Raw genomic sequence first — 23508 nt, 5'->3', positions numbered from 1 at the left:
ACCAAGCTTCATTTATCAAAACTTTAGTTAACCAAGCCTCTCAAGGTTTGCTCTAACGCTTCTCGAGCTTGGATAAAGCCTTCAATACCTGCAGATAATAATTCTTGGCTGATAGGATCAAGCGCATGTTGCTCGGCAAATTGGGTCTCATCGAGGGTTTGTTTTTTGAGGTCAATAAATTTCATGTCTGGGAATAGCTGACGCTCGACTTTGACGTCCATCGTGGCAAGTTGGTCTAGCAAATCAGGCGCAATAGTCAATAAGTCACAACCTGCCAATGCCAATATTTGCTCAATGCTGCGAAAGCTCGCGCCCATGATTTGGGTAGTGTAGCCATGCTGTTTGAAGTAATGATAGATAGTTTTGACTGAGCTCACGCCTTTATCCCGGCTGATTTCGATGCTATCGAGCCCTTCATCTTTTTTCTGCCAATCCAAAATCCGTCCGACAAATGGCGAAATCAAGGTAACATCGGCATCAGCACAGGCTTTGGCTTGGTGCAAGCCAAATAGCAGCGTCACATTACAATGGATACCTTGTTGCTCTAGTGCTTTGGCGGCTTGAATGCCTTCCCAGGTGCCAGCGATTTTGATAAGTACGCGTTTTTTATCAATCCCAGCGGCTTCATACGCTTTGATAAATTGCTGCGCTTTGACAATGGTGCCATCGGTATCGTAAGACAACCTTGCGTCAACTTCAGTGGAAACACGACCATCAATCAGTTTTAAAATTTCGGTGCCAATATAAATGGTGAGCTCATCAATCACCGCATCCATATCATTGCGGTATTTTTTTAATGTCTCAATTAAAATAGGCTGCATTTGTGGCGCTGACAATGCCTTGGTAATCAAGCTTGGGTTGGTGGTCGCATCGACTGGTTTTAAGCGGGCAATCGCTTGCAAATCCCCAGTATCTGCCACAATGGTTGTCATCATTTTTAGTTGGTTTAAGCTGCTCGTCATGTACTTTCCTAAATGTCAAATTGCTGCATGTCACTGATAACCTATCACCGACAAAATAGTATGGTTTCATTCAATGTTGTTTAACCTATGTCAAAAGCTATCACAAACATTGTGACAATCGCTAGTTTTTTTTCTATTTTGCAAGTATTTGTTAAGCGCCAAGCCAAAAAATCCAATTTTTTTTTAGGGTATGCCAAAAATATTGTGTCTATATCACTATTTGTGATGAAAAAGCGCCGAGCGAAACTCGATTAACAGGCGTGATTTGTGCTAGTATTAGGCAATTTCTGCTATAAAGCCATTTGGTATCTTTATATATTTCAAGGTATATTTCAAGCTAGGCTGCCTGTGATTTATGACCCTCAATCCTATCGCGCAGGTCAGTGTTGACTGTTGAGTTGTAATTTTATGAATGAACAAACGATGAGCAATGATGAATTAATTGGACTTCGCCAAAAAATTGATGAAGTGGATGAAAAAATCCAGCGATTAATCAACGAGCGAGCAGGCTATGCGGTGCAAGTAGCCAAAGCCAAAAAGACGCAAGAAGACAATCCGATTTTTTATCGCCCAGAGCGGGAAGCGCAGGTGCTAAAAAAGGTGATGGCGCGTAATGAGGGTCCACTCCCTGCCGATAAAATGGCACGTTTATTCCGCGAGATTATGTCAGTATGCTTAGACTTAGAAGCCCCACAAAAAATTGCTTATTTAGGGCCTGCAGGCACCTTTACCCACATGGCAGCGCTGAAGCATTTTGGCAAAGCCGCCACAACAGTGCCGCTATCGACCATTGCTGATGTGTTTCGTGAAGTGGAAGCCGGCTCTGCGATGTATGGCGTCGTCCCTGTGGAAAATTCCTCAGAAGGCGTGGTTAACCATACCCTTGATGGCTTCTTATCCTCCGATCTGAAAATCATTGGCGAGGTGGAATTACCGGTGCATCATCAGTTTTTGGTGGGTGAGCATACCAAAGTGGGCGCGATTTCAAAAATTTATGCCCACAGCCAAGCGCTTGCACAATGTCGCCAATGGTTAGATACCCATTATCCCAATGTCGAGCGTGTGGCAGTCTCTAGCAATGGTGAAGCGGCGCGGCGTATCAAAAATGAGTGGCACTCAGCCGCTATTGCAGGGGAAGTGGCAGCAAGCGAATATAATTTGCACAAACTATTTGAAAACATCGAAGATACCCCGTCCAATACCACACGTTTTTTAATCATTGGCCGCGAAGCAGTAGCGCCGTCAGGTCAAGATAAAACCTCGATTTTAGTGGCAGCCAAAGATCAGGCGGGCGCGCTGATTCAAATATTGCAGCCACTCGCAAAACATGGGGTATCGATGACCAGTATCGAAACCCGCCCAGAGCGGCCAAACAAATGGGCTTATGTGTTCTTTATTGATATGCTTGGTCATATTGACGATGCCAACATGCAGGCCGCCCTCGCTGAGATTCGCCCGCAAGTCAAAGATTTACGGGTACTAGGCGCTTATCCAAAAGCGGTGATTTAACCGTTTTTGGCAATAAAATTTTATCAGTATCAATCATCAACTAAAGGTTTTGATATGACGATCCAATCGGTCAATCACAGTATTGAGCAGTTAAAAGCTTATGAAATGGATAAATCCAATGAAGAGCTGACCCGTGAGTATGGCTTGGGTGACATCGTCAAATTGGCGAGCAATGAAAACCCCACGGGCTGCTCGCCACACGTGACCTTGGCAATCACGTCAAAACTGGGGGAATTATCGCGTTATCCTGATGGCGCAGGGCAGGGGCTTAAACAAGCGTTAGCCGATTTTTTGGGCTGTGAAACAAAACAAATTGTGTTGGGTAATGGCTCTAATGAGTTACTCAATAACATTACTGCAAGCTTTGCCGATGGCGATGATGTGATTGTGTATTCTCAATACGCGTTTTCGGATTACGAGTTGGCGTCTTTGGGTATTAGTGAGCGAACCCAACAAGTCGCTGCCAAAAATTTTGCTCATGATTTGCCTGCGATGCTTGAGACGGTCAATCAAACCGCCAATTGTAAAATGGTGATTATCACCAATCCCAACAACCCCACCGGCACCGTGCTCGCCAAAGATGATTTGATTAAATTCATCAAAAAAGTGCCATCGGAGGTGTTGGTGGTGATTGATGAGGCTTACATCGAATTTGTGCCAACGCTCAGCTGTGTAGATTTGACCCAAGAGTATGACAATGTCATTGTGCTACGTAGTTTTTCCAAAGCTTATGGACTGGCAGCCTTGCGCATTGGTTATGCAGTAAGCAGCGCAAGCATTGCCGAGATTTTAAATTATACGCGTCAGTCGTTTAATACCAGTACATTGGCGCATGCCGCCGCCACAGCGGCAATTAAAGACCAACATTTTATTAACCAATATTTGGTATTTAACCATGAGCAAAAACAAGCCTTATATGATGGCTTGGATAGCTTAGGTGTCGTCTATGTCAAATCAGCGACCAACTTTGTGATGGTCAATGTCGGCGATGGCATGGATATCTACCAAACATTGATTGAGCAAGGTGTGGTAGTGCGGCCGATGGTTGGCTACGGTCTGCCAGCCTGGATACGCGTGAGCGTGGGGTTGCCTGAAGAAATTAACCGTTTTTTAGATACGTTGGCGCAGGTATTGAGCTAAGTCAATGTTAGAAAAAAATCGTGAAGTATTTTGGCATTTTTTAGCGTTATTTGTGGTCATCGTTTGGGGAACAACATTAGCAAGCACTAAGGTGTTGCTGGCGGATATGTCACCCATTCAGATTTTGCTGTATCGGTCGTTATTTGCCTATGGGTTATTGTTTGCAATGTCACCTAGACTGCGAACCTTTAGCAGTGTAAAAAACGAAGTGTTGTATTTTTTGTCGGGGCTTTGCGGTATCACCTTGTACTTTTTGCTAGAAAATACCGCATTGCTATACACCTATAGCAGTAATGCGGCATTGCTAGTCACAGCATCCCCCTTGTTTACGGTGCTGATTGCCAGTTTTATCATTAAAACGCATGCCTTTAGCAAGTTGCTTTTAATTGCCTGTGTGATGGCGTTGGCTGGCGTGGCATTAGTACTAGCTAATCAGCCGATGAATTTAACCAATGGCATGCTGGGTAATATTTTGGCGCTATTAAGTGGGTTGGCGTGGTCGTTCTTTGGCTTTGCTAACAGTGCGATTAAAGATGCGCTCAACCCGATGGTGCGCATGCGTAAAGTGTTTTTGTATGGCATAATCACCGCGTCGCTGTATATGCTTGTGACAGGTGAAGCCTTTATCAACCTGCACGCGTTTACGCCCATTAATCTGGCAAATTTGCTGTTTTTAGGTGGTATCGCTTCCGCCTTGTGTTTTGTGTTGTGGACCAATGCCAATAAGAATTTGGGCGTGGTAAAAACCTCGCTGTATATTTATTTTATTCCGCTCATTGCGGTATTGTTGGGTGTGGTTTTATTGGGCGAAACAATCACCACCAGCACTATGTTGGGTGGGATTTTGATTGCATTGGCAGTCTTTTTAGCAAATTATAAAAAATCGGTAAGTTAAATGTTTGAAAAAGTGTGTTTTATTGGGCTAGGGCTCATCGGCGCGAGTTTGGCACAAGCCATGCGTGATAAAAAATTGGCCAAATCAATTGTGGCTGTCAGCCGTTCACAATCAACCATTGACAAAGGTATCAACTACGGACTGCTTGATGCAGGGTTTGATGATGCTGCCCTGGCAGTGCAAGGGTCAGACTTGGTGGTAATAGCCACGCCGGTACAGGCGGTCAAAAAGATTTTTGAACAAATCAAACCCATAATTACCGATAAAACCATTATCATGGATGTGGGCAGTACCAAAGGCAATATCATTGCAGACGCTAGCGCAGTGTTTGGTGAGGATATGCCGAAAGGTTTTGTGCCGGCCCATCCGATAGCCGGCGCAGAGAAATCAGGGATTGATGCGCGTAATGCCAAACTATTTGATAACCATAAAATTATCTTAACGCCGCTAGATACCACCAGCAAACAAGCCGTTAAAAAAGTGATTGCACTATGGGCGCAGACTGGCGCAGAAGTGGTGACCATGCCAGCGGATTATCATGATAAGGTGCTCGCGCGTACCAGCCATTTACCCCACTTGCTAGCCTACAATCTAGTCGCGCAACTAGCCAAGCACAACGACAATATGGATATTTTTCGTTTCGCGGCGGGTGGCTTTCGGGATTTTACCCGTATCGCAGCCAGCGACCCAACCATGTGGCATGATATTTTTTATGCCAATAAAACCGCGCTAATCGATGCCATTGATGAATTTAGTGAGCAATTAAGCCAGTTGAAAGCAATTATTGAGACCAATGATTCTGAGCAGATGCTAGGTATATTGACCCAAGCCCAAGCCGCCCGACAACATTTTGGACATATGTTAAATAAAACGCCTTATTTGGAAAAACAAGCCATGAAGCAAACTTACGTTATCGCCCCCGCCCAACAATTTGAAGGCAGTCACACTGTCGCGGGAGACAAGTCTATTTCTCACCGTTCGATTATGTTTGGTTCGTTAGCCAAAGGCACCACCACGGTGACAGGGTTTTTGGAAGGTGAAGACGCACTCGCTACTTTGCAAGCCTTTCGTGATATGGGCGTAGTGATTGAAGGTCCAAACCAAGGCAGGGTAGTGATTCATGGGGTTGGATTACATGGGTTAAAACCCTCGCATGATCCGCTATACATGGGTAATTCAGGCACCAGTATGCGCTTGTTATCAGGTATTTTATCGGCACAAAAATTTGATTCGGTGATGACGGGCGACCCGAGTTTATCCAAACGTCCCATGGAACGCGTCGCCAAGCCTCTGCGTGACATGGGTGCCAAAATCCAAACCACGGGCGAGAAGGGCACACCGCCGATTAGCATCACCGGCAATCAAACTTTAACAGGTATCAGCTATGAAATGCCGATGGCATCAGCGCAGGTCAAATCGTGTTTGCTGCTAGCAGGGCTATGGGCACAAGGCACTACCACGGTGATTGAGCCAGAAGTGACGCGCGATCATACCGAGCGCATGCTGACAGCATTTGGTTATCCTGTGACAGTGTCAAAAGTGCACAATGGCAATCAAATTAGTGTGACAGGGGGCGGCGAATTAACGGCGTGTGATATCGCAGTGCCTGCTGATATTTCATCCGCGGCATTTTTTATGGTGGCAGGCGCCATCGCCCAACAAGGCAATGTGACCATCAAACAAGTGGGTATCAATCCCACGCGCACCGGGGTGATTGATATCTTAAAGCTGATGGGCGCTGATTTGACATTGACCAATGAAACCACCGTTGGCGGTGAGCCAGTTGCCGATATCGTGGTGAAATCCTCAAAGTTGCAAGGTATTGAGATTCCTGAGCACTTGGTGCCACTCGCCATTGATGAATTCCCTGTGCTGTTTGTGGCAGCAAGTTGTGCCACGGGTAAAACCGTGCTACATGGCGCAGCTGAGTTACGCGTTAAAGAATCTGACCGTATTCAAGTCATGGCAGATGGGCTAAAAACCTTAGGAATTGCCTGTACCGTACTCGATGATGGCATTGAAATTGAAGGTCGCGGTGATGTGGCACAGGTCTTTGGGGGCGGTGAGATTGAGTGTCACCATGACCATCGCATTGCCATGAGTTTTACTGTGGCAAGTTTGCGCGCAAGTGATACGATTACCATTCATGGTACTGAAACGGTCAATACTAGCTTCCCTAACTTTGCTGAACTGGTCAATAGTGCAGGATTGCAAGTTAAAGTAGTGACTGACTAAACCCTAGGTGAGCTAAACTTGTATCACTGTCGCAAGTCTTTACATGGATGACATGAAAACTAAGATAGACTATGACTTTCTTAGTTTTTACTTTTTTATAAAAAATAAAATTTATCGTTGTGTTAATGAAAAATAAAATCCCCGAAAATCAAATCCTTAAAAGTCAAATCTCCGAAAGTCAAACCATTGATATCATCAATAGTGACATTTCGACCCGTGCCGTTGATAGTACTGACCATGAAAAACCAACCGTAGTGACCACCCCTAAAGGGGTATTGACCGCACTGGCTGCTTTTTTAATTTGGGGGTTTTTCCCGCTGTATTTTAAGCTACTCAAAGAGTATGATGCGATTGAAATCATTGGGCATCGAATTATTTGGACGTTTGTCACGATTTTACTGATCATGACAGTGACCAAAAACTGGCACTGGTTAAAAGTGATTCAAGCCAACCCAAAATGGCTACTTTATACTGCCGTTTCGGGGGCGATTATCTCAGTCAATTGGTTGGTGTACGTGTGGGCAGTCAATCATGATCAGATTTTGGAAGCCAGTTTGGGCTATTATATTGGTCCGTTGGTGGGTATTTTACTATCGCTAGTGGTCATCAAAGAAAAACTGCGTCCTTTGCAATGGATGGCAGTGATTTTGGCAGCGATAGGCGTGGTGATTCAGCTGGTCGTGCTGGGTAAATTGCCATGGGTATCGTTAGTGTTGGCGAGTAGCTTTTCTGTGTATGGTTTGATGCATCGCCATACTCCGCTTGACGCGCTGTCTGCGATGTTTATCGAAACGGCGCTATTGGTACCTATCTTTATTGGCTGGTTTGCTATGCATGATGTTGCTAGTAGTCAGTTAGATTTTTGGCTGTCGCCATCAATTTTTTTATTGATGATTGCAGGGCCTGTGACCTTGATACCTTTGCTCATGTTTAATAAAGCCACCAAAATGGTTAATTTTAGCTTATTGAGCTTTTTAAATTATTTGACCCCATCCATGATTTTTTTATTGGCGATATTCTTGTATCATGAGCCTTTTAATATTTATAAATTGATTACCTTTGCCTTTATTTGGACAGGGTTGGTATTTTTTAGTTATGATTTAATCAAACAACGAAATACCTAACGAGAGTAAAAATGACCACACCAGAAACCACCCAACAAACTAAGCTTGAAACGCCCCATGATACCACGCAAGCTACCACACAAAAAACCATGCATGAATCGCTATATTCAGCGGCGGATGCCTTATATGCGATTGCAAACGAAAAGTCCAACAGTCAGCCAATCAAGCTGACGGGCAATACAACGGATACAGTATTTGTCAAGGGACTCAAAGTCGATGCCGTGATTGGGGTCTATGAGTGGGAACAGCAAATAACCCAACCGCTGATTTTTGACATTGAAATGGTAGGCTGTCAATACCAAGCGTCGAAGACTGATAATATTCAAGATGCCATCAACTATAAAAGTGTCAGTGAGCGCGTGGCTGAAGTGAGCATTGCCAACAAAGTGGCGCTGTTAGAGCGATTAGCGCAATTGGTCGCTGAGATGATTTTGGCAGAATTTGCCCCAGAAAAAGTCACAGTGACGATTCACAAGCCCACCGCCATCAAACAAGCCGATAGTGTTGGGGTTAAAATTACCCGTTTTCGGCAAAATTAATTAGCCTAAGCAAAAAATATGTTTATTTGAGCATTTGAGTATGAGTGTACCACCGCGTGATGTCATAGTCATCGAAGCCTGTGTTTTGTCGTTAGCCAGTAATGTCAAACAACCTTATTATTTACAAAAAGCCAAAGACTGGATGCAAAACTTTGGTACTTTGACCCTCAGTGCAATTCATCCCAGTGAAGATACCTGTAGTGATACCAATTTAAACGATGACTTAAACAAGCAAACACCAAATAGACGGGTTTATTTTAACCAAGTGGCTTATTTAGCATTTGCGCAGCCAATGGATTATTGGCAGTGGTTACAAATCACCAAGAAGTTTGAACAGCAACAAGACAGACTTCTGTACCAAAAACCTGCTGTTACGTTAGACATTGATATCATTGCGGTAAAATGCCTGCATCAAATTGACAATATCGACCAAAGCCTCGATGAAAAAGGCAATCGATTTGTGCTATTTGCTAAATCAGCAAACCAGTGGTTAGGCATCCGCCGTCGGTTTCCGTTAGCTTGCTATGACCAAGTAGGGATAGTAGATTTATCAAAAAATATCGATTTGTCCTTTATCCGAAGTTTTTAATCCTCATCGCTCTCAATATTAATATCACTGTCACTATCAATGCCCAATTTTTTCATACGGTAGCGGAGTGAGCGAAACGTTGTATTTAATAATTTGGCGGCTTGGGTGCGATTCCAACCACTGTGGTTGAGTGCTGCGATAATGACTTTGCGTTCTTGATTCATCAAATATTCTTCAAGCCCTTCTTCAGGCAGCTGACCTTCCTCAACAGGGGGGTGGGCTAAATTAGGCGCATTGATACTCCCTATCGGCGCATCTAAAGTTAACGATTCATGGGTGGATTGGGTCGGTGTGGGCGCAAGTTGAATATTGGGTTTGACTTTATAACCAGTTGCAAACAAGTTGCTGCTATAGGAAGTATTGATGGGGCTGTTGGAAGCGGATTTAGCTTCAGCTAAGGGCGAAACTTGTAACGCGCTCGGTTGACTCAGTGTTGATAAGACGGGGTGATTGGGAGTTTCTGTGATTTCATGGATGTTATGAGTGTCAGGCGGTACGTTGGCCGCTGATAATGGCAAATTCAAATGATGGGCTTCAATCACATTATCATCAGCTAGGGTAATCGCGCGCTCTAAGATATTTCTTAATTCACGTACGTTGCCTGCAAAGTGATGGTTTGCCAATTGAACAGCGGCTTCATTCGATAATGTCGGTGGCTGCGCTAGTCCCCAATCGTCTGCAATCAAAGCGATAAAATGATTGGCTAACAGTAAAATATCATCACGCCGTTCATTGAGACTTGGTAATTTTACTTCAATCACATTGATGCGATAATATAAATCTTGTCTAAATTCACCGGTTTCGACAAGCTTAGCCAAATTTTTATGGGTAGCGGATAAAAGGCGCACATCCACGGCAATCTCTTGGGTGCTCCCAATTGGGCGGATTTTCTTTTCTTGTATCGCGCGTAATAATTTGACTTGCATTGAAATCGGCAAATCCGCTACTTCATCCAAAAATAGCGTGCCGCCATTTGCTTGTTGGAATAACCCTTCTTTATCTGCGGTAGCCCCAGTAAAGCTGCCTTTTTTGTGCCCAAAGAACTCGCTTTCCATCAACTCTGATGGGATGGCGCCGCAGTTAACAGGCACAAAATTGGCAGAGCAGCGCGGGCTTAAATCATGAATCAGCTTGGCAACGACTTCTTTACCAGTACCAGACTCACCCCACAAAAATACGGGCGCTTGGCTACGCGCCAACTTTTGGATGGTGGTTTTGAGCTGGGCAATGGCGTTAGATTGTCCGATTAAGCGATTGCTAAAAGGATCATAGACTTCTTTACAATTGAGTTTATTGGAATTTTCCGCCACCTTTAAGGCGTTTTCGACCAACTGGCGTAGCCGCGACAGCTCAAGTGGCTTGTTGACAAAATCAAAAGCGCCCAATTTTAACGCTTCAATCGCCAAATCCATACTACCGTGAGCGGTAATCACTGCCACGGGAGTTTTGGCATAATTTTTATTGATAAGCTTGACGATATCTAGTCCTGTTCCGTCTGGAAGTTTGAGATCGGTTAAGCAAAAGTCAAAACTATATTCGCTAAGATGGCTGATGCCGGTCGCATAGTCATAGGCGACTTTGGTTTCAATGCCCATTTTTTTGAGTGTCATCTGCATCAAGCGACACAAATCTACTTCATCATCAATAATCAGCGCTAATGCCATACAGATGCAACACCTTTAACACAAAGTAATTAGAGGAGATTATAACACTTCGCTTGTTTTATCGTCAGTAAGCTATGGCAAAACAAGCTAGTGCAGACGTTATGGCGGGCTAAGTTATAATAGCCCAGTCACTTGCTAGCCTCCGACTCACAAGCACCTTTGGTGACACTCATGGTCTTGTCCATAGCATTGACGCTATTATTCGCCATACAGGCGTTGCCATAGGTTTGATAGCGAACGATGCCATTATTGATAGTTTTGACGCAGACAGGATCATATTGCATGGTGCACACCATCTCAGGTTTTTTGATGGGCTGATGCATAGGTTGGGGGTTTTGCTGAGCTGGGCTAACAGCTTGGCAGCCAAATAAACTTAATGAGAAACATAATAGAGTAAAAAACTTGAACATAGCATTTCCTTATTGTGTTCCGTAGGTGATATAAGAGGTGATACAAGCAGCATTGAGTATACCAAAACTCAGTGAAATCATCTCCAATAATAACCCGCTTGCCAAATTATTATTGCTATTATCTGTTACCAAATTTTTAAAATGTAAACGGGTAAAGCCATGCGCCAGCCGTTGCACTCGTAACAAAACACGCCCCAAATCCGCCTATCGCCAAGCACAAGGCTAATGATTAAAGAAAAATTGCTGAATTTGTCAGACACAGCATAACGGGCAAAAGTTAAAAGCTAAGGGCTAATGGTTAAAGACTAGGGGCTAAGAGTTAAAAGGATGCGTTAAAGTCATTGCCATAGCCCAGTCAAAAGTTGTTGTGAAATTTGTTAGCGCATTTTATTTTATAGTTAAATTGATAAACATTCACTATAACGATGTAATACTCGTTTGATCATGAGGCAATCATGTTAACACTCACTTTTTTGGGCACATCAGCAGGGATACCCACTAAATACCGCAACGTCACCGCGCTTGCTGTATCACTCATCAATCCTTATAGCAAAGCAAAAAATATCCCTTGGATATTGGTGGACTGTGGAGAAGCCACCCAGCACCAATTACTCAAAACCCCGTTGTCCGTAATGCAACTAGAATTGATTTGCATCACCCATATACATGGCGACCACTGTTATGGTTTGCCAGGTTTACTGGCAAGTATGGCGATGAGTGGACGCAAGCAACCGCTAACCCTTATCGCCCCGCAAGCCATTGCCGATTATCTTGCCGCCGTGCAAGCCACGACAGCGCTGATGATAAGTTTTGACATTAATTTTATCGCCATTGAAAATAGAATGCAGGGGGATAGTTACCAACCTGTCACGCTGGATTTGACAGACGGCCATCAGCTACAAGTTGACGTGATTGCGCTATCACACCGCATCCCTAGCCATGCATTTAAATTCACCCAGCGCCTGTCCAAAAAAACCTTATTGACCCAAAAACTCACCGAGCTTAACGTGCTAGATAAACGGCTATGGGGTAAACTTAAATACGGTATTGACGTCAATCTAGATGATAACACCTTGCTAAAATCCGCGGATTTTGTCACCACCACGCTGCATAAAACCGTGCTGATAGTCGCAGGCGACAATGACTCACCTGAGCTATTAGCCGATGCCATATCAGATACCGATGTGCTAGTACACGAGGCGACTTATACCCAAGCAATCGCTGATAAACGAAAAGTAGCCCCTAACTATTTTGACCCCATGCATTCAACCGCCAAGCAAGTTGCCGAGTTTGCGCAGCTATCACAGTTAAAAAACCTGATTTTGACCCATTTTAGCGCGCGTTTTCAACCTTTTGATAAACCTAGTAGCAAAACTTTGAATATGTCAGATATTCGGGCAGAAGTTGCTGTAAATTATCAAGGTAATTTTTGGCTTGCCCAAGATTTTGATGAATTTGAAATCAATAATGACAACGTTAAAAAACGCAATACGCAAATAAATTAACCCTTAGAAAGCTATCTTGTTAAAAGAAAATTTTGTAAAAAATTTTATTGATAACTTTTTTTTATACGCACCAGTCAAATTTACTTGTTATTCCGCCTAGAATTATTTTGCATAATTAATTATATTTATGGTAATTTAATCATCATTTTTTTAATTTATAACTGTCTTAGCCAATCGTCAGTTGTGGATTGAGAATCCAACCGAACCGCTTGAGGAGAGTGTATGCAAATTGGTGTACCAAAAGAAACTGCATTATATGAAAATCGGATTGCGATTACCCCCGATACTATTAAAAAATTCATCAAGTTGGGTCACAGTATTGTGGTCGAACGCAATGCGGGTAAAGGTTCGTTTATTACCAATGATGCGTTGGAACAAGCAGGGGCACAAATTGTTGAGGATGCGATCTCAACAAGTGATGTGGTGCTGACGGTCAATAGCTTGACGATTGAACAAATCAACCAGCTAAAACAAGAAGCGATTGTCATCGGCATGATGAATCCGTATCGCAATGCCAATTTGCAGGACTATGCCAATCGCCACGCCAAAGTATATGCCATGGAGCTATTGCCACGAACTTTGTCGCGGGCGCAGAACATGGACGTGCTGTCATCCCAAGCCAACTTGGCAGGTTATAAAGCGGTGATTTTGGCTGCCAACCAGTTTGGTCGTCCTTTCCCCATGTTTATGACATCGGCAGGTACGGTGAAACCTGCGCGTATTGTCATCCTAGGCGTAGGCGTCGCGGGTCTGCAAGCAATTGCTACCGCTCGTCGTTTGGGTGCCGTTGTAGAAGCCAGTGACTTACGTCCCACCGTGCGTGATCAAGTGGAGTCAGTGGGTGGTAAATGGCTCGATGTCCCCATGAGCGATGAGGAAAAAGCCAAAGCCAAAGACACAGGCGGCTATGCCTGGACACCGTCTGAGCAATATATCAAAGACCAAGCTGCGGTTGTCGATAAAGCGGTCAGTCAAGCAGATATCGTGATTACCACGGCTCAAATTCCTGGTCGCAACGCCCCGCGTTTGATACACCAAGCTACCATCGATAAAATGAAATCTGGCTCAATTCTACTCGATATGGCCGTGGAAACAGGCGGTAACGTAGAAGGCTCAGTGGTCGGACAAAATATCATTACCCCAAACGGTGTCACTATCATGGGTGTGCCCAATATTCCATCGACCTTGGCGGCGCAGTCATCGGCATTGTATGCCAACAATTTATATAACTTTTTTGCAACCTTGATGGATGACAATAAAGTGTTTGCGCTCAATCCAGAAGATGAAATCCAAAAAGCCTTGCTGGTTACTAGCCAAGGTCAAGTATTGTTAGCCAGTCGCTAACCTAATTTTCATTTAATTTTACCTATCGAGGTTAGGAGGTTTTATGTTATTGACCCTATTAGCGTCTGCGACATCTGCCACCCCATTTGTGGCAATCTTTAGTATCTTTGTTTTGGCTATTTTTGTGGGTTATTACGTGGTTTGGGGGGTAACACCTGCACTGCATACCCCACTCATGGCGGTGACTAATGCATTATCCAGTATTGTCATCGTCGGTGCCATGCTGCAGACCGTCAGCATCGGTGGCAATATGTTTACCCCAACCAGCTTATTGGGGGCGTTTGCGGTATTTTTAGCTAGCATCAATATTTTTGGTGGTTTTTCGGTGACGGAACGTATGTTAGCGATGTTTAAATCAAAAGATAAAAAAGCCAAAGCTGAGCCAAACAAAGAAGGAAATGCTTGATGAATGAGAATTTGAATTGGGTCGCCCAACATGCGGATTGGTTTTATTTGATTGGTGCGGTGCTATTTATTTTAACCTTACGGGGTTTATCAAGCCCAAAAACAGCCATCCGTGGTAACCGATTCGGTATGATAGGTATGGCGATTGCCATTATCACTACCTTTTTCTTGGCACCCAGTCCGGTATTTGTATTAATTGTTGGCGCGATGGTGCTAGGCGCTGTGGTTGGTACTTGGAAAGCACGTACTGTTGCCATGACGCAAATGCCCGAAACCGTGGCTTTGATGCACTCTTTAGTGGGTCTATCGGCGGTTGCCATCGCACTAGCGAGCGTATTGCATACAGGCGTCGAGCATAGCACCATCGCGCGGTTTGAGTTGTTTGTGGGCTGTTTTATTGGTGCAATTACCTTTTCAGCATCAATGTTTGCTTTTGGTAAATTGGCGGCAAAAAGCTGGGCAAAGACGCTTAAAGGCACTTGGGTAAAACCTGTCCAAGCGTTATTATTCATCGCGATGTTAGCGTTTGGTATTATGTATTTTACCACCCAATCCATGCCAGCGTTTTATGCCATGACCATTCTGGCTATTATTTTTGGCTGGATGTGGATTGCGCCGATTGGCGGCGGTGATATGCCTGTGGTGGTATCACTACTCAACTCATTCTCTGGGTGGGCGGCAGCCGGTATCGGTTTTACCCTAGGCAACTCAATGCTAATTATCGCAGGGTCGCTGGTGGGTTCATCTGGGGCGATTTTGTCCTACATTATGTGTAAAGCCATGAACCGTTCACTTCTGAACGTATTGTTTGGCGGTATGTCAAGCAGCTCAGCTGCTGCGACAGAAGAAGACACGGGACCCAAAACTTACCGTACAGGCTCACCTGAAGATGCCGCCTTTATGATGGAAAACTCTAGCAGTGTCGTCATTGTGCCAGGGTATGGTATGGCGCAAGGCCGCGCCCAAAATGCGGTAAAAGAGCTTTATGAAATGCTTAAAGAAGAAGGCGTGGACGTGCGTTTTGCGATTCATCCCGTGGCAGGTCGTATGCCAGGTCATATGAACGTACTATTGGCTGAAGCAGATGTACCGTATGAAGACATCTTAGAAATGGATGAAATCAACTCCGACTTTGCCGGTACAGACGTTGTGCTGATTATCGGTGCCAATGACGTTGTCAACCCAGCGGCAAAAGACGATCCAAACTCACCCATCTTTGGTATGCCAATTCTTGAAGCAAATAAAGCGCAAACCGTGATGGTCATCAAACGCTCAATGAGTGCCGGCTACGCAGGTCTTGATAATAGCTTATTCTATATGGACAAAACCATGATGATCTTTGGCGATGCCAAAAAAGTGGTGGAAGACATGATTCGCCATATCAATGGCACAGGTCACTAAGTTTTTGTGACTTTAATCAACCCTGACTAACCAGTTTAGTCAGGGTTTTTTATTTGCTATAATCAGGCGGATATCACAAGGAAAATTCATGAATTTATTACTTCGTTACCTTATCTTATGCTTGATGCTAAAATCCGATAAAGCAAAGTCATCTAAACCAAGCTATAGCGATGCGATCGTCCGTCACTACCGGATTTTGCCACATGATATGGGGTTTCGTCACCATGTGCCTAATTATCGCTACTTAAGCTTTATTGAGCTCAACATCCAGCAGTGGCTGATGCAGCAACGCCCGATGGACGAGCTTGGTTGGGTGATTGCATCGCAACAATTAACTTACATCAAAGAAAGCTTTTTGTTTGATAAATTGGCGCTTCGCAGTCAACTATTGGCTTGGGATAAAAAATACCTGTATTTTCGCCACGAGTTTTGGGTGAAAAATGACTTAAATGTGGTGGCATTGACCAAAATTGTATTGATGCTAGATGGGCAAGTGCAACCGACCAGCGTCATTGTACAGCAAGATGAACAAGTTCATCCTGTCATCAAAACTTGGCAAGACAATCTTAACGAAATCAAAAAACTCACTCTCATCAAATAACTGGAGAAAAAATATGTCCCTCAAATGGAACGACACGTTAGAAATTGCCATTCAACTTTCTGAAAAATACCCTGATGAAGACGTACAATATATTCGTTTTACCGATTTGCATCGGTATGTGACGCAGTTAGAAGAATTTGGCGATGACCCAACCAAATCCACCGAAAAACAACTAGAAGCGATTCAAATGGCTTGGCTAGACGAACTAGATTGAGCGTCATGCTAGGTTCTTCTTCATACTAGATTGTTAATGAGCAGCAGCTAAATTAATTTACCCATGAAAAATGACTCGCGTTTGCTTAATGCGTCAGCCAAAAATAACAGTTTTTGATGTCATTTAGCTTGGGTAAATAATCATTTGCCACCCTTACGAAGATTGCCAACCCACCAAAATTAGCCGTATCACTGGGTTGCTATCATGCAGTATTTGGGTTAACAGTATTTAGTTTAACAGTAAGTTTTGTAATATTTGCTCATAAATTGCGGCAAGTTTGCCCAAATCTTCAACCTCTACACATTCATCAATTTGGTGGATGGTCGCATTACGCACGCCAAGCTCAACCACTTCAGGCGACCTATTTTCAACATTCAACGTTGCGATAAAACGACCATCTGAAGTGCCGCCTGTGGTTGAAAGCTCTGTATCTGTCCCCGTCACGGCTTTAATCGCGGATTGACAGGCGCCGACGAGGTTGCCTTGCGGCGTCAAAAATGGGTTGCCCGATAATTTCCAATTGATGTGATAACTAGCTGCACCGTCTTGAAAATGCTTGTCAAAAATCGCATGGGTAGTCGCTTTAAGTTTCTCATCGTTGGTCTCAGTGGAAAAACGAAAATTAAACTCGGCGCTTAAAGTTGCAGGAATCACATTGTTAGCCCCAGTGCCTGCATGAAGGTTTGAGATTTGCAGGGTGGTGGCAGGAAAATACGCATTGCCATTGTCCCAAGTTTGGCTGCAAAGCTCGGACAGTGCTGGCAAAGCATAATGAATGGGGTTAACTGCCAAATGCGGGTAGGCAACATGGCCTTGTTTGCCGGTGACCGTCAAAACGGCGCCAAGCGAGCCACGGCGACCATTTTTGATGATATCGCCCAAGGTGTGAGTACTAGAGGGTTCGCCAATCAAGCAATAGGTTATGGGTTGGTTACGCGATTGCAATGTTTCCACCACTTTGATTGTACCGTTGACCGAAGGACCTTCTTCATCAGCGGTGATTAAAAAGGCAATTGAACCGTGATGATTGGGGTGCTTGGCGACAAAGTTTTCAACAGCGACAGTAAATGCCGCAATTGCTGTTTTCATGTCTGCAGCACCACGCCCATATAGTATGCCATCTTTGATAGTAGGTTCAAATGGCGGATAAGTCCATTGGCTGACATCGCCCGTGGGCACGACGTCGGTATGTCCTGCAAAACATAAGACGGGCGCCTGCGTCTGCCCACGACCTTGACGAATTGCCCATAAATTTTTGACTTCTGCTTCGCGTCCTGTTGTGCCTTTTTCGCCAAAGTATAAAAACTCACAATCAAAGCCGAGGTGGTTAAGCCGCTCAGCCAGTATATTTTGACAGTCAAGGTCAGTTGGCGTCACTGATGGCTCGCGCATCAACTGTAAACTCAGTGCTAAGGTTTGCGCTTGAAGGTGGTCTAAATTAGTGGCGTTACTGGCATAATCAGTCATCGTCGTTTCCTCAAAATCTCTCAAAAATCTCGCTTATTTGCGCTGCATATTAGCATAAATTAGCGCCTTAGCGGGTCGCATTGTTCGCAATCGCTTAGCATTTTGGCTACAATACGCTTTTTTTTCTGGCTATGCTTTTTTCTTACTGTGCTTTTTTGTGTTTTTTGCGAATGTTACTGGGGACATGTGGTACTGATGAATATCTCTACTTTTTTAATGGGCATGAGCGTCTGCTTTTCGTTAATTTTGGCGATTGGGGCACAGAATGCGTTTGTGCTTAAACAAGGGCTAAAACAACAATTTGTGTTTATCGTGTGTTTGATTTGTGCGTTATCCGATGCGGTGTTGATTACGGGTGGTGTGTTTGGTTTTGGCAAACTGATTTCGCAATTCCCGCTGATTATCACCATTGCCAAATACGCAGGGGCGTTGTTTTTAATTGTGTATGGTGCTCGAAGTTTTATTGCGGCTTATCAATCAAACCAATCGCTCGTGGCGCAGGGTGAAGAGGTGGGTAATTTAAAACAAGTGATTGCCATGTGCTTGGCGTTTACTTGGCTCAATCCCCATGTGTATTTAGATACGGTGATTTTGCTTGGGACGATTGCGTCACAGGTTACCGATAAACTGGCGTTTGCCTTGGGCGCAATTTTATCTTCGTTTATCTTCTTTTTTAGTTTGGGTTATGGTGCGCGTATGCTGCAGCCGCTATTTGCCAAACCACTGTCTTGGAAAATTCTTGATATCCTTATCGGAATTGTGATGTGGGGGATTGCGGCAAGTTTATTACTGGCTAATTAGCCCATCTTTTCTCATCCAAGTGGCAATAGAGAAGCGTTCACGATGGGTGATTGCGACTTGATGGACTAAGTTACTATTAAAAACCACCAATCTGTTACCTTGGGGCTGTAATTGTTGCTGTGTGTCATGGTGATCGATGACGACAATTTCACCGCCATCGGGCGCCCCCCAACCTTCATTGAGATAAAAAACTGCCGATAACACACGTTCATCACGCCCTTGCGGATTGTCTGAATGCCACTGATAACCAAACCCTGCAGGGTAGCGGGCATAATGGGCTTCACTACGGCGAATGCCAGTGTATAAGGTTTGATTAAAAAATTGCGCGAGCTCGTTAATCGCTTGTAGATACTGCATACCAATCGGACAGCGCTCATCAATCCAGCGGGTGCTATCCCCGCGAATGCTAGTGATTCGCTCACCCTGCGTCAAATTGGCCGCTTGATAGTCAATCAAGCCACTCTCTTTTTGTAACGCCTGAAAAAAATTGACGTCAAAACAGTCATCTAGCACGATAAACCCGTCATTAACCAGCCCGTCAAGCTGTGTGTCATTTATTTTTTCAAACCAGTTGGGCAGGATAAAATTCAACTCTGGCATATGCGCTGTGTTTCCTTCAGCATTGTTTAAACATTTAACTGGGCAATTTTTAGCAAAAACTTCGCCAATTTTTGATAGCTATGCTACCATACCTGCTAATTTGTTTACGAAAAATTTATTATGAATTATCAACACAGCTACCACGCAGGCAACTTCGCTGATGTGGTAAAACATGTTTTATTGTTGCAATTACTTGAGATGATGAGCGCCAAGCCAAAACCTTATTATATTTTGGATGCGTATGGTGGGCGCGGTTTGTATTCACTTGCCAGCGATGAAGCCAAAAAAACCGGCGAAGCCATCCATGGTATTACCAAACTGCTAGCGCAAGACAATAGCCAAGCGCCACAGGCGGTGCAAACTTATCTACAAGATATTGGCTACGCCAAAAAATTCTATGATAAGCATGTGTATCCAGGTTCGCCTTGGTTTATTGCCCATCACATCGAAGAACAACAAGACGCTCACCCAGAGATTAACAATCGCGCCGAAGCGTTTGAATGGAAAGCAAGCGAGTTTGATGCGCTCAACTACCAACTGCACCAATTGCCCATTGGTGTGCAACATCGCAATGCCTATGAAGGGATTTTGGCGGTGCTACCACCCCAAGAAAAACGCGGGTTGATTCTAATCGATCCCCCTTTTGAACAGGAACACCGTGATTTTAGCGCATTGGTAGATTTGTTGGTCAAAGCGCATAAAAAATGGTCAACCGGGGTATTGGCTCTTTGGTACCCCATCAAAAACAACGATGCGGTTGAGCTGTTTTATAAAAAAATGAAACGTACCGAAATCCGCCGTCAATTGGTGCTTGAGCTGAATATTTTCCCACCCGATTTGCCGATGGGCTTAAATGGGACGGGCATGTTAGTGATTAACCCACCGTGGCAATTTGATGCTAAAGCCGAAGAGATTTTGCAATATCTACAGCCAATTTTGCAGCATCCTGAAAGCCCACAAATGAGCGTGGAGCAGCGCACCAAAGTACAATGGTTGGTTGGCGAATAATGTCACACTTGGCGGGTTAACTGGTCACACAACCCGCCAAATTTCGCAATTTGTTACCGAGCTCGATGCACCTAGCAACAGACGATTTATTATAGACGACCTGCAAGAGACAACCTGCAAGGATAATCAATGAATAACGATAATAATAACCAACCAACCCTTATCAAGACGCCCATCGACCCCTCCCAACAGCCGCCACCGGCTCAGGATATCAATCCAATTCAGCTTGAGCATCAGCGTAACCGTGAATTGGCAGAAACTGATGACTATGATGGGCTGACCTTTGAAGTCATTGAAAATGCGCGTGTCGCTGACAAAACGATTGCGCAAAAAGGCGTTTATTTAATTCCCAATTCATTTACGCTATTGTCGCTGCTTGCGGCATTTTATTCGATTACCCAAAGCGCGTTGGGAGAAGGGCATTATATGCGTGCCTGTGTGGCGATTTTTATCTCGGCATTGCTAGATGGGTTAGATGGTCGGGCGGCAAGGCTGTTCAATGCACAAAGTCCCTTTGGCGAGCAGCTAGACTCGCTAGCTGACTGCATCGCGTTTGGACTGGCGCCTGCGTTATTGATTTATCATTATGCGTTAGAGCCGTTGGGGCGTATTGGTATCGCTTGCGCCTTTGTGTATGCTGCCTGTGCCGCGCTGAGACTGGCGCGTTTTAATGTACAAATTGGTGTCGTTGATAAAAAATACTTTGTCGGGGTAGCAAGTCCGTTAGCCGCTATTTTAGTCACGACGTTTGTGATGGTGCATATGGATTGGCAAGTTGAATTGCCTGCGACCAGTCCCGCTTTTCAAATCTTGGCAGCTATTTGGGTAGTGGTTGCCGGCTTTTTGATGGTGAGTAATTTAAAATACTATAGCTTTAAAGAATTTGATAAAAAGCGTGTCCCGTTTGTGGCATTGATTTTGATTGTGTTTGCGCTGGGTATCGTATTGTATAATATTCCTGCAGGATTGCTCGCGATTAGCGTGATTTACGCCTTATCGGGCCTAGTAACTGCGGTTTGGAGTAAGTTTAAACGCAAATCTGTTTAGAGCTACTCTGGTTTTTTTATTTTAGTAGCAAATTTTTTTAGAAACGGATGTTCAAATAGTACAAAAACTGGCATGATGAGCGTATCGTTTTCATGCCCGTTTTTTTTGGGTAACATGATGCGTTGTTCAAGGATATGAACCATTAATTCCCTCATAAGGAGTATGAGATGCACCGTCAGTCTGATTTAATCCACCCTACTTTTAGCCTAACCAAAATTTTTATCTCGGTGTGGCTGGCCTCAACCTTAGCCGCTTGTGGTAGCGATAATGATTCCACTACAACGCCACCTGCCAAAACAGGTGTTGCTTCACTGCCCACAGGTAATTTAATCAAAGATCCATTAACGACCAAAAATCTCACCGCTAGCGCCTTAACCCAGTTATTTAATACCACAGATCCCGATTTTAGCCAAGTTGCAGCCACGCCCAAGTGCGGTGTGCGTGTAGAATACATGCAATATGATACCGTCGATGTCAAAGGTAATAAGACCGATGCGACGGGTGCTGTTTTTATTCCGACAGGCACGGATGCAAGCTGTAGTGGCAATCGACCCATTGTACTCAATGCACACGGTACGGCAACGACCAAAGCCTATAATTTTGCAGAAATCGGTAATGCCAACAATGAAGCAGGACCAGCCGCGACATTGTTAGCGGCTCTGTTTGCAGGGCAAGGCTATGTGGTTATTTCACCCAATTATGCAGGTTATGACAAATCAAGCCTAGCTTATCATCCGTACCTCAATGCCCAGCAGCAGTCACACGAGATGGCAGATGCGTTAAAAGCAGGCAGGGAAGTGGTACGCCGCACAGGCAGTGCAACCAATGTCGCTGACAATGGCAAATTGTTTGTTACAGGTTATTCTCAAGGTGGCTATGTCACCATGGCAACAACACGCTATCTTGAAACGCTTAAAGAACCTGTGACAGCAGCCCTGCCAATTTCTGGACCCTATGCCATGGAAGCCTTTGGTGATGTGGTATTTGGTGGCAAAGTCATGCTCGGTGCGACGTTTTTTGCCCCGCTGATGGCTCGCAACTATCAAGAGCAGTATGGCAATATTTATGCCAAACCCAGTGACATGTTTGCGCCAGCCAACGCCGATGAAATCCCCTCGCTACTGCCTAGCACCAGCATGACTGATATGCAGCTCATTGTAAGTGGTAAATTGCCTGCCTCTGCGATGTTTCAAAAAGCGCCAACTGGCAATTCAACGCTCGATGCGTTATCACCGTCTGACCCAGCATTTAGTTTTGGTTTTGATACAACGCAGTATTTAATCAAAAATGACTACCGATTAGGATACTTGGCGGATGCCCAAAAAAATGTCGATTGGGCAGTGCCTTATTTACAAGGTTATACCAACTATAGCCCAGTGCCTGCCACACTGCCTGAACATCCACTACGTAAAGCGTTAAAAGCCAATGACTTGCGTGGTTATTTACCAACAATGCCTGTCATTATGTGTGGCGGTAACCAAGATCCGATGGTGTTCTTTGACGTCAATAGTAGTTTAATGAAAAAACTATGGGACACAGATACTAATAAAACTAGCGCGACCAAGTTGGGAATTATTGATATCGATATCACCAATCGCGCAACGCGTCAAAAACCGGTTTATCAAACGTTAGGTTTTGATACCGTCAACAATAATAGCATCCAGTCTCAATCAGAAAAAATGCAAGCAGGATTTGCTAGCAAAGTGCAAAATATTGCGGCGATTGCGGCTGCCAACGGGGGCAATCCATCACAAGCCGTCGCTATGCAATATCATGGTTTAGTCACGCCATATTGTATGGGTGTGGCACAGACATTGTTTAGCCAGTTCTAAATTTGCCATATCTACTAAACATATACGCATATAACTGATACCCATTTAACAAAGCCTGTTTATTAACAGGCTTTGTTATTAGACAGTTTATTTTATAGATTATTGAAATAGCTGATTAAATTTGGGTAGCTTACCATGGGGGTGAAATAACACCCGTCAAAGCATGATATTTTGACATTACGGTCGACATTTGGCGGTGAGTTAACTGCTAAATCA

The 23508-nt window shown here is 44.2% G+C and carries 22 protein-coding genes; 17 read left to right on the top strand and 5 right to left on the bottom strand.

Features of this window, described 5'->3' with window-relative positions:
• Positions 1-23 precede the first annotated feature (23 nt).
• The gene (locus RTJ53_RS02220) at positions 24-962 is read right to left on the bottom strand and encodes a transaldolase (protein ID WP_312275653.1); all 939 of its coding nucleotides are present in this window, start codon (positions 960-962) and stop codon (positions 24-26) included.
• A 408-nt stretch (positions 963-1370) separates the two neighbouring features.
• Between RTJ53_RS02220 and pheA the strand changes: the two genes are divergently transcribed.
• From pheA to RTJ53_RS02185, 7 genes are all read left to right on the top strand, one after another.
• On the top strand, positions 1371-2471 hold the full coding sequence (gene pheA / locus RTJ53_RS02215) for a prephenate dehydratase (RefSeq protein ID WP_050324445.1): 1101 nt from the start codon (positions 1371-1373) through the stop codon (positions 2469-2471).
• 54 nt (positions 2472-2525) lie between these two features.
• Positions 2526-3611 carry a histidinol-phosphate transaminase gene (gene hisC, locus RTJ53_RS02210; protein ID WP_312275652.1) on the top strand — a complete coding sequence of 362 codons (1086 nt, stop codon included), beginning with the start codon at positions 2526-2528 and terminating at the stop codon, positions 3609-3611.
• Between the two features lie 4 nt (positions 3612-3615).
• Entirely contained in the window at positions 3616-4506 is an 891-nt protein-coding gene (locus RTJ53_RS02205) for a DMT family transporter (protein WP_312275651.1), read from the top strand.
• Positions 4507-6741, top strand: a complete 2235-nt coding sequence (locus tag RTJ53_RS02200; protein WP_312275650.1) for a bifunctional prephenate dehydrogenase/3-phosphoshikimate 1-carboxyvinyltransferase — start codon at positions 4507-4509, stop codon at positions 6739-6741. It begins immediately after the preceding gene.
• Between the two features lie 125 nt (positions 6742-6866).
• Positions 6867-7865: an EamA family transporter RarD gene (rarD, locus tag RTJ53_RS02195; protein WP_312275649.1), complete on the top strand. Its 999-nt coding sequence runs from the start codon at positions 6867-6869 to the stop codon at positions 7863-7865.
• Positions 7866-7876: 11 nt separating this feature from the next.
• Positions 7877-8404, top strand: coding sequence for a dihydroneopterin aldolase (gene folB / locus RTJ53_RS02190; RefSeq protein WP_312275648.1), 528 nt, complete (start codon positions 7877-7879; stop codon positions 8402-8404).
• Positions 8405-8444: 40 nt separating this feature from the next.
• Positions 8445-8993, top strand: coding sequence for a hypothetical protein (locus tag RTJ53_RS02185; protein WP_312275647.1), 549 nt, complete (start codon positions 8445-8447; stop codon positions 8991-8993).
• Here RTJ53_RS02185 and RTJ53_RS02180 read toward each other — a convergent pair.
• Entirely contained in the window at positions 8990-10657 is a 1668-nt protein-coding gene (locus tag RTJ53_RS02180) for a sigma-54-dependent transcriptional regulator (protein WP_312275646.1), read from the bottom strand. The genes RTJ53_RS02185 and RTJ53_RS02180 overlap by 4 nt on opposite strands.
• 128 nt (positions 10658-10785) lie before the next feature.
• Positions 10786-11067, bottom strand: coding sequence for a hypothetical protein (locus RTJ53_RS02175; protein WP_312275645.1), 282 nt, complete (start codon positions 11065-11067; stop codon positions 10786-10788).
• 455 nt (positions 11068-11522) lie between these two features.
• On the opposite strand from RTJ53_RS02175, the gene RTJ53_RS02170 reads away from it, so the two are divergent.
• The 6 genes from RTJ53_RS02170 (at position 11523) to iscX (ending at position 16537) form a co-directional block, all read left to right on the top strand.
• Positions 11523-12572: a ribonuclease Z gene (locus RTJ53_RS02170; RefSeq protein WP_312275644.1), complete on the top strand. Its 1050-nt coding sequence runs from the start codon at positions 11523-11525 to the stop codon at positions 12570-12572.
• A gap of 222 nt (positions 12573-12794) precedes the next feature.
• Positions 12795-13916, top strand: coding sequence for a Re/Si-specific NAD(P)(+) transhydrogenase subunit alpha (locus RTJ53_RS02165; protein ID WP_312275643.1), 1122 nt, complete (start codon positions 12795-12797; stop codon positions 13914-13916).
• 43 nt (positions 13917-13959) lie between these two features.
• Positions 13960-14322: a proton-translocating transhydrogenase family protein gene (locus RTJ53_RS02160; RefSeq protein WP_101963738.1), complete on the top strand. Its 363-nt coding sequence runs from the start codon at positions 13960-13962 to the stop codon at positions 14320-14322.
• 11 nt (positions 14323-14333) lie between these two features.
• Positions 14334-15722 (top strand): NAD(P)(+) transhydrogenase (Re/Si-specific) subunit beta, encoded by a 1389-nt coding sequence (locus RTJ53_RS02155; RefSeq protein ID WP_095355761.1) that lies wholly within the window; start codon positions 14334-14336, stop codon positions 15720-15722.
• 88 nt (positions 15723-15810) lie between these two features.
• Positions 15811-16323, top strand: coding sequence for an acyl-CoA thioesterase (locus RTJ53_RS02150; protein ID WP_312275642.1), 513 nt, complete (start codon positions 15811-15813; stop codon positions 16321-16323).
• Positions 16324-16336: 13 nt separating this feature from the next.
• Entirely contained in the window at positions 16337-16537 is a 201-nt protein-coding gene (gene iscX, locus RTJ53_RS02145; RefSeq protein ID WP_007116656.1) for a Fe-S cluster assembly protein IscX, read from the top strand.
• A 228-nt stretch (positions 16538-16765) separates the two neighbouring features.
• Here the strand turns inward: iscX and dapE are convergent, their stop codons facing one another.
• Positions 16766-18004 (bottom strand): succinyl-diaminopimelate desuccinylase, encoded by a 1239-nt coding sequence (dapE, locus tag RTJ53_RS02140; protein ID WP_312275641.1) that lies wholly within the window; start codon positions 18002-18004, stop codon positions 16766-16768.
• Between the two features lie 186 nt (positions 18005-18190).
• Here dapE and RTJ53_RS02135 point away from each other — a divergent pair, with 186 nt between their 5' ends.
• Entirely contained in the window at positions 18191-18805 is a 615-nt protein-coding gene (locus RTJ53_RS02135; protein WP_409418128.1) for a LysE/ArgO family amino acid transporter, read from the top strand.
• Here the strand turns inward: RTJ53_RS02135 and RTJ53_RS02130 are convergent.
• Positions 18791-19405 (bottom strand): 2OG-Fe(II) oxygenase, encoded by a 615-nt coding sequence (locus tag RTJ53_RS02130; RefSeq protein WP_312275639.1) that lies wholly within the window; start codon positions 19403-19405, stop codon positions 18791-18793. The genes RTJ53_RS02135 and RTJ53_RS02130 overlap by 15 nt on opposite strands.
• Positions 19406-19525: 120 nt before the next feature.
• On the opposite strand from RTJ53_RS02130, the gene RTJ53_RS02125 reads away from it, so the two are divergent.
• The 3 genes from RTJ53_RS02125 to RTJ53_RS02115 all read left to right on the top strand — a co-directional run bounded on the left by RTJ53_RS02125 (position 19526) and on the right by RTJ53_RS02115 (position 23292).
• A complete protein-coding gene (locus tag RTJ53_RS02125; protein WP_312275638.1) occupies positions 19526-20413 on the top strand; it encodes a 23S rRNA (adenine(2030)-N(6))-methyltransferase RlmJ in 888 nt (295 codons plus the stop codon).
• 129 nt (positions 20414-20542) lie between these two features.
• On the top strand, positions 20543-21460 hold the full coding sequence (gene pssA, locus RTJ53_RS02120; protein ID WP_312275637.1) for a CDP-diacylglycerol--serine O-phosphatidyltransferase: 918 nt from the start codon (positions 20543-20545) through the stop codon (positions 21458-21460).
• Positions 21461-21627: 167 nt separating this feature from the next.
• Positions 21628-23292, top strand: coding sequence for an alpha/beta hydrolase family protein (locus tag RTJ53_RS02115; RefSeq protein WP_312275636.1), 1665 nt, complete (start codon positions 21628-21630; stop codon positions 23290-23292).
• Positions 23293-23508 lie beyond the last annotated feature (216 nt).

The sequence above is a fragment of the Moraxella sp. CTOTU46711 genome (assembly GCF_031975715.1).
Taxonomy (GTDB): domain Bacteria; phylum Pseudomonadota; class Gammaproteobacteria; order Pseudomonadales; family Moraxellaceae; genus Faucicola.
Note: the sequence above shows the minus strand (reverse complement) of the source record. Positions and strands in the feature narration are given on the sequence as shown.